7 protein-coding genes are annotated in these 12,348 nt (G+C 65.4%); 6 read left to right on the top strand and 1 reads right to left on the bottom strand.

Annotation, left to right across the window (positions count from 1 at the left end):
* Window positions 1-35: 35 nt before the first annotated feature.
* The gene (locus tag GTP55_RS18600; protein ID WP_161046341.1) at window positions 36-4,133 is read left to right on the top strand and encodes an ATP-binding protein; all 4,098 of its coding nucleotides are present in this window, start codon (window positions 36-38) and stop codon (window positions 4,131-4,133) included.
* 31 nt (window positions 4,134-4,164) lie between these two features.
* Complete coding sequence (locus tag GTP55_RS18605) at window positions 4,165-5,085, top strand: substrate-binding domain-containing protein (RefSeq protein ID WP_161046342.1); 921 nt, start codon at window positions 4,165-4,167, stop codon at window positions 5,083-5,085.
* Here GTP55_RS18605 and GTP55_RS18610 read toward each other — a convergent pair.
* Window positions 5,073-7,319, bottom strand: a complete 2,247-nt coding sequence (locus GTP55_RS18610) for a putative bifunctional diguanylate cyclase/phosphodiesterase (protein WP_161046343.1) — start codon at window positions 7,317-7,319, stop codon at window positions 5,073-5,075. The genes GTP55_RS18605 and GTP55_RS18610 overlap by 13 nt on opposite strands.
* 340 nt (window positions 7,320-7,659) lie before the next feature.
* Here GTP55_RS18610 and GTP55_RS18615 point away from each other — a divergent pair, with 340 nt between their 5' ends.
* From GTP55_RS18615 to GTP55_RS18630, 4 genes are read left to right on the top strand one after another with little or no spacing between them, the layout of a single operon-like run.
* Window positions 7,660-8,772 carry a sialidase family protein gene (locus GTP55_RS18615; RefSeq protein ID WP_229258039.1) on the top strand — a complete coding sequence of 371 codons (1,113 nt, stop codon included), beginning with the start codon at window positions 7,660-7,662 and terminating at the stop codon, window positions 8,770-8,772.
* Window positions 8,769-9,467 carry a hypothetical protein gene (locus tag GTP55_RS18620; RefSeq protein WP_161046345.1) on the top strand — a complete coding sequence of 233 codons (699 nt, stop codon included), beginning with the start codon at window positions 8,769-8,771 and terminating at the stop codon, window positions 9,465-9,467. The genes GTP55_RS18615 and GTP55_RS18620 overlap by 4 nt, the downstream gene beginning before the upstream one ends.
* A gap of 29 nt (window positions 9,468-9,496) precedes the next feature.
* On the top strand, window positions 9,497-10,330 hold the full coding sequence (locus tag GTP55_RS18625; protein ID WP_161046346.1) for a hypothetical protein: 834 nt from the start codon (window positions 9,497-9,499) through the stop codon (window positions 10,328-10,330).
* Window positions 10,330-12,324 (top strand): LTA synthase family protein, encoded by a 1,995-nt coding sequence (locus GTP55_RS18630; RefSeq protein WP_161046347.1) that lies wholly within the window; start codon window positions 10,330-10,332, stop codon window positions 12,322-12,324. Before GTP55_RS18625 ends, GTP55_RS18630 begins: the two co-directional genes overlap by 1 nt.
* The last annotated feature ends 24 nt before the right edge of the window (window positions 12,325-12,348 follow it).

Genomic DNA, 12,348 nt, shown 5'->3' on the forward strand with positions numbered 1-12,348 from the left:
CGTCCGATATCAATTGGCTGGCCGGCGGCGGCGAGATGGCGGCCCTGATTGCCACCATCGACTGGTCGCGCACGGCGCTGGGACCGATCGATGCCTGGCCACAGAGTTTGCGCACCACGGTCAGCCTGTGCCTGTCTTCGACCTTCCCGATCCTGGTGGCGTGGGGGCCCGAATACATCCAGATTTATAACGACGCCTACCGCCCGATCTGCGGCGGCAAGCATCCGGCGTCGATGGGCGAGCCGTTCAAGGTGTGCTGGGCCACGGCCTTGCCGGTGGTCGGCGACAAGTTCGACCGCGCGCAGCAGGGCGAGGGCACCTATATCAAGGACCAGCGCATGTTCCTGGACCGCGATGGCTATCTGGAAGAAGCGTTCATGACCTTCTCGTTCTCGCCGATCCGCGACGAATCGGGCGAGGTGGGCGGCATCTTCCACCCGATTACCGAAACCACCGCGCAGGTGCTGAACGCGCGCCGTTCGCAAAGCCTGCGCGACCTGAGCGCCGCGATCGTCGATGCGCGCACGGTGGACGACATCGGCCGCGATCTGGCCGGCCAATACGAACAGCTGTCGCTGGATGTGCCGTTCCTGCTGTTCTACCAGCGCGACGAGGACAGCGGCCAGTTGCAGCTGCGCGGCAGCGCCGGCATCGCCGCCGGCAGCGCGCTGGCGCCGCAACACACGCCGATGGATGACGCATGCTGGCCGTTCGCCCAGGTCGCGGCCAGCGGCAAGGCATTGCAGGTCGACGGCGTGGCGGCGCGTTTCGGCGCTACGCCGTGCGGTCCGTATGAAGAAGCGCCCAATTCCGCGCTGGTGCTGCCGGTCAGCCTGCCGGGCCAGCAGGAGGTGTTCGGCTTCCTGGTGGCCGGCGTCAGCGCGCGGCGCGCGGTCGATGAGGAGTACCGCAACTTCTACGCCTTGCTGAATGCTGCCTTCAATACCGCCGTCGGCAACGTCACTGCCTATGAACAGGAACAGCGGCGGGCCGAGGAACTGGCGCGCATCGATCGCGCCAAGACGGCATTTTTCTCCAACGTCTCGCACGAATTCCGCACGCCGCTGACGCTGATTCTCGGTCCGCTGGATGACGCGCTGGCCAACGACGGCCTGTCGCCGGAACAGCGGCGCCGCATCGAAACCACGCACCGCAACGCACTGCGCCTGCTTAAGCTGGTCAACTCGCTGCTGGACTTTTCGCGTATCGAGGCTGGCCGCGTGCAGGCCAGCTACCAGCCGGTGGACCTGGCGCAACTGACGGCGGAACTGGCCGGCGTGTTCGAATCGGCCATGATCAAGGGCGGCTTGCGCTACACGCTGGACTTGCCGCCGCTGGCGGAAGCGGTGTATGTCGACCGCGATATGTGGGAGAAGATCGTCTTTAACCTGCTGTCGAACGCCTTTAAATTTACGCTGGCCGGCGAAGTGACGCTGACGCTGCGCGAACACGCGGGCATGGTGCGGCTGTCGGTGCGCGACACCGGCGGCGGCATTCCGGCGCATGAGCTGCCCCGTACTTTCGAGCGTTTCCATCGCATCGAAGGCGCGCCGGGACGCACCTACGAAGGCAGCGGCATCGGCCTGGCGCTGATCCAGGAACTGGTGCGCCTGCACGGCGGCCAGATCGCGGTGCAGAGCGTGGTGGGCGAAGGCACGCAGTTTGATGTCGATCTGCCGTTCGGCCATGCGCATTTGCCGGCGGAGCGCGTGGTGGCGGTGGATGCCGATCCCGCACTGGCCAGCAGCGGCACGCCGCGTACCGGCGCCGCGTTTGTGGAGGAGGCGCTGCGCTGGCTGCCGGATGAAGAGCAGAACAAACCAGCCGCACGCCTGAACCATGGCGACGACGAGGCGGCCGGGCCGCAGCAGCAACGCCCGCGCATCCTGATCGCCGACGATAACAACGACATGCGCGCTTATCTCAAATCGCTGCTCGATGCGCACGCCGACGTGACCGTCAGCGCCGACGGTGAAGCGGCCTTCGCGCATCTGCTGCAGTATCCATGCGACCTGCTGCTGAGCGATGTGATGATGCCAAGGCTGGACGGCTTCGGCCTGATCGCCCGCATTCGCGCCACCGAAGCCGTGCGACATCTGCCTGTGATTCTGCTATCCGCGCGCGCCGGCGAGGAAGCGAAGATCGAAGGCTTGCAGGCCGGGGCTGACGATTACCTGGTCAAGCCATTCTCCACCAACGAGCTGCTGGCGCGGGTGCTGCGCCAGGTCACGCTGGCGCGCGAGCGCGAACAGCAGCGGCAGGACGGCATGCAGCGCGAGGCTTATTTCCACGCGCTGATCGACGCCTCGCCGGTGATCCTGTGGACTACCGACGCCGATGGCCAGACCACCTATCTGAGCCAGCGCTGGTATGACTACACCGGCCGCACGCCGGAGCAGGACTTGGGCGTCGGCTGGCTGGAGAACGTGCATCCCGACGATAAGGAGCGGGTGCGTCAGACCTTTGATGCCGCCTGCGCGGCCGGCATGCCGTATTCGGCGGACCTGCGGCTGCGCCGTCATGACGGCGTTTATCGCTGGTGCATCGACGCCGGCATGCCGCGCACGGGCGACGACGGCAAGCCGGCCGGCTTTGTCGGCACCGTCATTGACATTAACACGCGCAAGATGCTGCAGGAGCGCTTTGCGCGTGTGGCCGGCGCCGGCGATATCGGCGTGTGGCACGCTGATGCGCCGTTCGACGCGCTGCGCATCAATCCGCAGATGGCGGTGCACCTTGGCCTGGCAGGACAGGATACGATGTCGATCGATCAGCTGCTGTCAGTGGTGGACCATGAAGATCGCAACCGCCTCGCGGATGGCATCACGCGTGCCCTGCGCGACGGCGTGCCGCTCGATGTGGAGTTCCGCGTCGCCGGCGCCGCCGATACCGATACGGCGCCGCGCTGGCTGCGCGCTGTGGCCTGGTGCGACGTCGACGACCAATGCCAGCCAACCCGCTTTGACGGCATCAGCCTCGATATCACCAACCACAAGCAGGCGGAGATGAAACTCCAGCGCCTGGCCGGCGAACTGACCGAGAAGAACCAGCGCCAGAGCGAATTTCTCTACACACTGGCGCACGAGTTGCGCAATCCGCTGGCGCCGATCCGCGCCGGATTGGAATTGATGGCGGCGCGGCCGGCAGGCGCCGCAGCCGGCGACCTGCAAGGCATGATGCTGCGGCAGGTGGACCACATGGTGCATCTGGTGGACGACCTGCTCGATATCGCGCGGCTGGCCGAAGGCAAGGTCACGCTGCGGCATGAACGCGTGCCGCTGGCCGATGTGGTCAGCGACGCGGTGGAAATCAGCACGCCGCTGATGACCAAGGGCGCGCACCAGTTGTCGCTGCGTCTGCCTACGGCGCCGCTGATGCTGGAGGTGGACCGTCACCGCATTGCGCAGGTACTGAGTAATCTGCTGAATAACGCGGCCAAGTACACGCCGAGCGGCGGCCGCATCGAACTGTCCGCACGCGTGGCGGATCGTGAACTGGCGCTGACGGTGTCGGACAACGGCATCGGCATCGAGCCGCAGCTGCTGTCGTCGGTGTTCGATATGTACGCGCAGGCGCCGGCCGGCCAGCAGATGGCGCAGGGTGGTTTGGGCGTGGGATTGAATCTGGTGCGGCAAGTGGTGCAGCTGCACCATGGCCGGGTGCTTGCGGACAGCGATGGCGCGGGCCGGGGAAGCCGCTTTACGGTGTGGCTGCCGCTGCCCGAGCAGGAACTGGCCGGCGAGCAGCCGGTGCTGGCGCCGGCGTCTGCGCCACAGGCAAGCGGCCTGCGGGTGCTGGTGGTGGACGATAACGTCGACGCCGCCGAAACCCTGGGTGCGCTGCTGGAATTCAGCGGCCATCAAGTGCAGGTGGCGCACAGCGGCGCGGCGGCCCTCAGCAGCGCGGCCGCGCACTTGCCGCAGGTGGTGTTCCTCGACATCGGCCTGCCCGACATCAGTGGCTACGACGCCGCGCTGGCCTTGCGCGGCATGGAAGGGATGGCCGGCGCCCGCATCATCGCGCTGACCGGCTGGGGCACGCCGTCCGACAAGGCGCGCTCCAGCGCCGCCGGTTTCGACCAGCACCTGACCAAGCCGGTCGATTTCACTCTGCTGCTGGCGGCGCTCACTTGACGTGCAGCCCGGTAAGCATCAGGATGGGGCGATGACAAAAACATGGTCTCTCCACCTGATAGTCGCTTGCTTGTTGCTAGGCTTCACCGGCGGCGCGCTTGCCAAAGACTGCATCGGTTTCATCCCCAGCGGCGGTGGCGGCATTTTCTGGAAGGGCGTCCACAGCGGCGCAGTGGAGGCCGGCAAGACGCTGGGCTACGACATTTATTTTCGTGGCCCGCAGGAAGAAAGCCAGGCCGCCATCCAGACCGCCGTGCTGGAGATGGTCCGGCAGCGCGGCTGCAAGGCCTTGGTGATCGCGCCCGGTTCGGCCGACATGGCGCTGGCGGTGGGCAAGCTGCAGCGCAGCGGCGTGCCGGTCATTTACGTGGACCGCAACCTGGGCGCACCGGCGGCCACCGGCATGGTCGGCACCGACAACTACAAGGCCGGGCAAATGGCCGGCGAAGCCATGGCCAGGAGCCTTAAAGGAAAGGGCTCGGTGCTGCTGTTCCGCATGAAGCACGGGTTACAGACCACCGACCAGCGCGAGAACGGTTTTGCCGAAGCCGCGGCCCGCAAGGGCTTGCAGGTGATTGATGGCGGCTATCTAGGCGCCGTGTATGGCGAAGCGTTCGTCAACGCCTCGTCGGCGCTGGCCAGTCAGAAGGGCAAATTCCAGGGCGTATTCGCGCCCAACGAAGCCACCAGCATGGGCGTGCTGGCGGCGTTGCGCGACCAGCACCTGGCCGGCCAGGTGACCTACATTGCCGTCGACGTCACCGACCGGCTGCTGGAAGGCTTGCAAAGCGGCGCGGTGCAAGGCCTGGTGGTGCAAGCCGCGCACGCCATCGGCTACCAGGCGGTGCGAATGGCGGTCAGCGCCGTCGACAAGAAAATGCCGGTCAACCGCCGCGTGACGGTGGATGCGATCTACCTCACCAGAGAGACGGCCGACTCCTACATCCCCTGAGCTTGCTCACCGCATTCGCGTGCTCGCTGCGGCACAAACCTGTGCGCCAGCGCGGCCGCCGACATCGGTTCGCTGAAGTAAAACCCTTGCGCCTGGTCGCAGTGGAGTTGGCGCAGGAAGTCGCGCTGCTGTTCGGTTTCCACGCCTTCCGCCACCACCGTCAGCCCCATGCTGTGGGCCAGCGCGATGACGGCGGCGGCGATGGCGCCGTCGTCGTTGCTGGCCGCGCTCTTGGCCGCGATGTCGCGCACGAAGGAGCGGTCGATCTTCAGCGCGTTGATCGGGAAGCGCTTCAGGTAGGACAGGCTGGAATAGCCGGTGCCGAAGTCGTCGATGGCCAGCTGCACGCCCATGTCGCTCAGCCGCTGCAAAGTCTGGGCCGCGCTGTCGGGCCGCTCCATCAGCACCGATTCGGTGATTTCCAGCTCCAGCCGGTCAGCCGGACAGCCGGTTTCGGCCAGCACGCGGGCCACCATCGCGTCCAGCCCCGGCTGGCGGAACTGGCGTGCCGACAGGTTGACCGCGATCCGCAGGTCGGGCAGGCCGCTCTGGCGCCATGCTACCTGCTGCGCGCAGGCGGTGCGCAGCACCCATTCGCCGATCGGCACGATCAGCCCGGTTTCCTCGGCGATGGTGATGAACGCGTCCGGCATCACCAGTTGCTGGCCGGCCGGGCGCCAGCGCAGCAGCGCTTCGGCGCCGAGCATGGCGCCATCGGCCAGGTCGATCTGCGGCTGGTATTTCAGCTCCAATTCGCCGCGCTCGACGGCATGGCGCAGGCCGCTCTCCAGCGTCAGGCGGTCCAGCGTGCGGGCGTTCATTTCTTCCGAATAGAACTGGTAGTTGCCACGGCCCATGGCCTTGGCCTGGTACAGTGCGGCGTCGGCATTCTTCAGCAGCGTCTTGCCGTTGTCGCCGTCGCGCGGATACAGGCTGATGCCGATGCTGCACGCCGGCGCCAGTTCGTGGCCGTGGATCAGCATCGGTTCAAACAGGGCGCTGAGGATTTTTTGCGCCAGCGCAGCGGCGATGTCTTCGGTCGGCAGCTCCGGCAGCAACACCACGAATTCGTCGCCGCCGAAACGCGCCACGGTGTCGGCGTCGCGCACCGCCTGCTTGAGACGGCGGCCGACCTCGATCACCACGCGGTCGCCGGCGTCGTGGCCCAGGCTGTCGTTGATGGTCTTGAAGCGGTCCAGGTCGAGGAACAGCATGGCGACCTGGTTGCCGCTGCGGCGCGCCTGGGCGATGGCCTGCGACACCCGGTCCAGCAGCAGCGTGCGGTTGGCCAGGCCGGTCAGGGCGTCGTGCCGCGCCAGGTGCATCAATTCTTCCTCGAACTGCTTGCGCTGCGAGATATCCTCGATCACCGCCACCAGCGCGGCGTCGCCGGCGTCCGGCTGCATCGCGGTGACGGTGGCCTTGACCCATACGCGGCGGCCGTCTTTGCACAGGTAGCGCTTCTCGCGCGACGAGGTCTCCAGCTCGCCGTGCGCCAGCGCGCGCAGCAGCGGGGCGTCGATCTGCCAGTCCTCCGGCGTCACCAGGTCGGCCACGTGCATGCCGCGCAGTTCTTCCTCGGTGTAGCCGACGATGTCCTGCAGCTTGCGGTTGACGCGCAGCCACCGGCCGTCGGCCGACAACTGCGCCAGACCGACCGCCGCCTGGCCGAAGGCGCCGCGGAAGCGCGCTTCACTGTCGCGCAGCTGCTGGCGGCCGGCCTTGATATAGGTATCGAGCGCCAGGCCCATGTCGAAGCTGCCCACCTTCATCAGCGCGCTGTAGGTGGGCAGGAACAGGCCGGGACGGTCTTGCAGCAACTCTTGCAGCACCGGGCCGAGATCGCCAAGGTATTTGCGGTAGGCGCCGATATACCACTCCGGCGCCAGGCCGATGCGCTGGTGCGCCAGCCCCACGCGCAGCCGGTGGCGCACATAGTCAATGCCGTAGTCGCCCGCCGTCAGCGTCTGGAAGTAGGCCGCCTGCAGCTGGTACAGCCGGTCGAGCACCACCGGGTCCTTGAGCAGGCCGCGCAGGACCGGGATGGTTTGCAGGTGACGGTAGAAACCGGCGATGACCTCGGGCAGCCGTGGTTGCAGCAGCGGATGAACCTCGCGCAGCAGACGGACATCTTCCGCCGTCACCTCCAGAAACTGCAAGCGCAGCTGGATCTCGGCATCGGCGGGCATCATGTGACTGGCGGTACGGTCCAATTCGCTGGGGTCTGCAAGCATGCGGTGCTTCCTGGTCGGGCCGGCGCGCGGGGGCGTGCCGCGCACGGTGAGCACTGTAAGCTGCATCTTGCCAAAAAGAAATGTCGCAGATCAAGTTTGGACCACTCCTGGCGGATTTCAAAAATATCGGCCGTTTACATAAACGCTACATTTTCCTGTAGGATACCGACTTCTTCCATAAGCAGGATGGCCACAAGCTTTGCTGCCGAGGAGGTTGTTATTTTTTGGGCAAGGGAATCATACTGACGGCTTCCTTCATGTCCCGATCTCTGGAGACGGAATGGGAGTTTCACGCCCACTAGGGCAACGGCCAGGCAAACTGGCACTGCTGATATGTTTAATGGTTGTCGCAGTCGTGGCAGTCGCCGAAGGCTGGCGCGGCTCGCGCACGACGCCCCAACATGCCCGCCCGGACGTCGCTGGCGCGGTGGCGGCGCCGCCACCGATCACCCTGACCGAAATTTCCCGCGCGATTATTCCGATGCCGCCCGGCGTGCCGTCGGCGCACGCCAGCGCGCTGGCGCAGCTGCCGCATGGCGATTTGCTTGCCTTCTGGTGGGCCGGCAGCCGCGAGAGCGGGCCGGACGTCAAGGTCTACGCTTCGCGCTGGCGCAACGGCCAATGGAGCAATAACTGGGTCGTGGCCAGCCGCGATTCGCTCGGCGACGCGCTGGGCCACGGCGTGCGGCGCATCGGCAACCCGGTGGCGTGGACCGCCACCGACGGCAGCGTGCACCTGTACGTGGTGGCCACCGGCATGGGCGGCTGGGCCGCTTCGCGCGTGGTGCAGCTGCAATCGACCGACGAAGGCGCCACCTTCAAGGTGCGGCGCGTGCTGCCGATGTCGCCCGTATTCAATACCAGCGTGCTGGTGCGCGCGACCCCGGTCGGCCAGGCGGACGGCGGCTGGTGGCTGCCGGTGTATTTCGAAATCGGCCACAAGTACCCGATGCTGGTGTCGTTCGACGCCCACGGCGATCCGCAGCGCCTGACCCGTATCGGTGCGCGCACCCGTTCGCTGCAACCGACGCTGGTGCAGGTGTCGCCGACCGAAGTGCGGGCCTGGATGCGCGACGCCAACAAGGAACGCTCGGTGGTGCAGCAGGCCGTCAGCCATGACGGCGGCGAAAACTGGGACGATCTCGGCCCGACCACGATCCGCAATCGCGGCACCTCGCTGGCGGTGCTGCGGCTGCACAACGGCACCTTGCTCATGCTGGGCAACCAGGGCACGTCGAGGGCGACCGCGCGCAGCACGCTGGCGCTGTCGATGTCGGCCGACGGCCACCACTGGCAGCATGTGACCGACATCGTCAGCGGCCAGCCGCGCGACGAATTTTCCTATCCGGCCATGTTCCAGGTCGGCGACGAGCTGCACATCACCTACACCTACCAACGGCGCGCCATCGCCCACCATCGCCTGAAAATCGTAGAGGGAAAGGATCCGCTATGAGCTTGCCCGATCTGGCACTGCAAATCATTTATGCCCGCATCGCCTGGGGGCTGGTCGCCGCCGCGATGCTGCTGTCGGTGCTGCCGACGCTGTTGCCGCGGATCTTTCCGCAACTGGCGCAGCGCTCCAAGGCCATCGTCGCCATCACCATCGCCATCATGATGGCGCTGCCGGGCGCCGGTTCGCCGGCTTACTGGCTGACGCTGATATTCCAGTATCCGAGCGGGCTGCTGGCCGGGTACAGCCTGGTGGCGCTGTGTGCGCGCTGGACCGGGCGGCCGGTCGACTTTTTGCTCCATCCGGTATTCGCGCTGGTGCTGACCCTGGTTGGCATCGTGCTGTACCTGGACGCCTTCGGCGTGCTGGCACTGGGGCTGTATTACCGCGGCTTCGACTCCGACGCCGCCACGCTGCTGGCGATTGCCGCCGCAGTGGCCGGCGCGGCGGCGGTGCTGATGCGCCGGGCCGTCAGCGGCGGCGCCGCGCTGCTGGCCGCCGTGTTGCTGTTCTCGTTGCTGCGTCTGCCGACCGGCAACCTGTGGGATGCGCTGCTCGATCCGCTGCTGTGGGCCTGGGCGTTCGGCTCGGTGGTGGTAACTGCGCGCCGTTATTACTACAGCCGCAGCGGGCGTCCGGTCACGGCGCCAGAGCCGGCGTCGGAGCTGGTGCATGCCAGCGGTGTTGAACAACTTTAATATAAACATAGTAAAACTGGGAGTGGTACATGGCAGAGCAGAAGTGGTATATCCATCCGGTGATCGCGGTCGGGGTCTTGATGAACATCTTCGTGATGGGACTGGCACTGGCCTTCTCGCATGACCATGACGCCATGTGGCGTCTGCTGGTGGAAGACGGCATCGTCGAATGGATGCAGTTCCTGTGCTTCACCCTGTTGTCCGCCTTGCTGGGTTTCCTGGCCGTGGAACAATGGCAGCGTGAGCCGAAAATCAACCTGCAACTGGCAGCGTTTGTATTTCTGTCGGCGCTGGTCGGCCTGGCGGCGCTGGAAGAAATCAGCTGGTTCCAGCGCGTGCTGCACATCATTCCGCCGGACTTCTTCGTACAGAATAACCGTCAGGGCGAAACCAATCTGCACAATCTGGCGCTGGGCAAGAGCAGCCTGCACAAGGCCGTGCTGCTGAAAGTGATCGTGATCGTCGGCCTGACCCACACCATCTTCCTGCCGCTGCTGGCGCGCAAGCGTCCGGCGATCCGCACCTTCGTCGAGAAATTCGGCCTGTACCTGCCGCCGGTATGGCCGTCGTTGATCTACGTTGGCCTGGTGATCCTGTCGAATGTGGTGGTGGACCACCCGCGCAAAGGTGAACTGGGTGAAGTCTTCGGCGCCGTGCATTACCTGACCACCGTGGTCGCGGCGTACTTCTTCGGCGTCAACTACGGCAAACCGCCGGTGTTCGCACCGTCGCGTGACAGCCGCAACATCGCCACGCTGTTCTGCCTGGTGCTGGTCTTCATGCTGCTGATCGGCTGGATGCTGAGCGCCGGCGCCGGTGCCGGCGCCTACATCGCCTCCCACCCAGGCTTTGGCGCGGAATGATGTTTTATCGTCCTGAGACCCGGCTGACGCGTTGCGCGGCCTGGCTGGCGCGGCTGACCTTGTGGGCCGGCCCGTTCGCCGGCGTGCTGCAATTGCTGCTGCTTGGCCTGGTGATCTTTTCGCTGTCGCGCGCCGGGCTGATGGCCTGGCAGTGGACGCGGGTTTCCGCCACCGGCATTCCCGGTGAGATGCTGGTGCAGGGCGTGCGCGCCGATCTGATCATGCTCGGCTACCTGATCGTCCTGCCGGTGGTGCTGGCGCCGTTGCTGGCGTATCAGAAGACGCTGCGCGTATGGAAAACCCTGAATGTCGTGTGGGGTACGCTGGCGTTGATCTTCATCATCTTCATGGAGCTGTCGACGCCGCAGTTCATCATGCAGTTCGACATCCGTCCGAACCGCCTGTTCATCGAATACCTGTCGTATCCAACCGAAGTGATCGCCACACTGTGGCATGGCTTCCGCATCGCGCTGGTGCTGGGCATTGTGTTCACGGTGCTGCTGGGTACCGGCATCTACAAGCTGCTGAAGGCGGCATCGGTGAACATCACGACGTGGCGTCCGTTGCCGCTGTTGCTGGTGTGGCCGGTGCTGGTGCTGCTGGTGGCGGTCCAGATCCGTTCGACCCTGGCGCACCGTCCGGCCAACCCGTCGATGTTTGCGCTGACCGGCGACGCCATGGTCAATTCGCTGATCATCAATTCGCCCTGGTCGGTGCTGGATGCGTATGGCGCCATGAGCCACGAGGCCAATTCGTCCGAAATCTACGGCAAGTACCCGCGCGACAAGGTCTTGCCGACGGTGAAAAGCGCGCCATGGCTGCGCGACCTGCAATTTACCTCGGCCGAGCTGCCGACCCTGCACAAGCAGCAAGCGGTAATGCAGCGCGAACGCCCGCTAAATCTGGTGATCGTGCTGGAGGAAAGCCTGGGCGCGACCTTCGTGCAATCGCTGGGCGGCCTGCCGGTGACGCCGGAGCTGGAAAAACTGAAACAGGACGGCTGGTGGTTCGAGCAGCTGTACGCCACCGGCACCCGGTCGGTACGCGGCATCGAAGCCGTGGTGGCCGGCTATCCGCCGACGCCGGCGCGCAGCGTGGTCAAGCTGTCGCTGTCGCAGCAGAATTTCTACACGCTGGCAGCGGGCCTGGGCAAGCAGGGCTATCACACCGAATTCGTCTACGGCGGCGAAGCGCACTTCGATAATATGCGCGGCTTCTTCACCGGTAACGGCTTCCAGAAAGTGGTGGACCGGCGCGACATGAACCCGGTGTTTGAAGGCAGCTGGGGCGCTTCGGACGAAGACTTGTTCAACAAGTCGCTGGAGCGTTTGAAAACCCTGCACGATAGCGGCAAGCCGTTCTTCAGCCTGATTTTCTCGTCGTCCAACCATGAGCCATTCCAGTTCCCGGATGGCCGCATTACCTTGCACGACAAAGACAAACAGACGGTGAACAACGCGGTCAAGTACGCCGATTACGCGCTGGGCCGCTTCATTGCCGAGGCGAAGAAGCAGGACTACTGGAAGGATACGGTGTTCCTGATCGTGGCCGACCACGACAACCGCGTGTATGGCGACAGCCTGGTGCCGATCAATAAGTTCCACATCCCTGGCCTGATACTGGGCGCGGATGTGAAACCGAAGAAGATCACCACCATCGCCAGCCAGATCGACCTGGCGCCGACCCTGTTGTCGCTGATGGGCGTATCGAGCGAGCATCCGATGATCGGCCGCGATCTGGCGCGCGACAGCGATACGCCGGGCCGGGCGCTGATCCAGTTCGATAATTACTTCGCGTGGCTGGAAGGTTCGTCGGCGACGATTCTGCGTCCGAACCAGGCGCCGTTGCTGGGACATTACGATGCCGCCAGCGGCGTGCTGACCACCGGCGGCGTGCCGGATGCCGCGCTGGTCGACAAGGCGATGTCGCACGTGGTGCTGCCATCGATCCTGTATCGCGAGCAGCGCTACAAACTGCCGCCCGCGCCGCGTTAACGCCGCATTAACGCCGCATTAACG

It is taken from the genome of Duganella margarita (assembly GCF_009857535.1).
Lineage (GTDB): Bacteria > Pseudomonadota > Gammaproteobacteria > Burkholderiales > Burkholderiaceae_D > Rugamonas > Rugamonas margarita.

Bases quoted from the DNA above. Each gene is read 5' to 3' on its own strand.
- GTP55_RS18600 (WP_161046341.1), top strand. From the start codon at position 36: ATGGCGGCCCTGATTGCCACCATCGACTGGTCGCGCACGGCGCTGGGA.
- GTP55_RS18605 (WP_161046342.1), top strand. From the start codon at position 4,165: ATGACAAAAACATGGTCTCTCCACCTGATAGTCGCTTGCTTGTTGCTA.
- GTP55_RS18610 (WP_161046343.1), bottom strand. From the start codon at position 7,319: ATGCTTGCAGACCCCAGCGAATTGGACCGTACCGCCAGTCACATGATG.
- GTP55_RS18615 (WP_229258039.1), top strand. From the start codon at position 7,660: ATGGTTGTCGCAGTCGTGGCAGTCGCCGAAGGCTGGCGCGGCTCGCGC.
- GTP55_RS18620 (WP_161046345.1), top strand. From the start codon at position 8,769: ATGAGCTTGCCCGATCTGGCACTGCAAATCATTTATGCCCGCATCGCC.
- GTP55_RS18625 (WP_161046346.1), top strand. From the start codon at position 9,497: ATGGCAGAGCAGAAGTGGTATATCCATCCGGTGATCGCGGTCGGGGTC.
- GTP55_RS18630 (WP_161046347.1), top strand. From the start codon at position 10,330: ATGTTTTATCGTCCTGAGACCCGGCTGACGCGTTGCGCGGCCTGGCTG.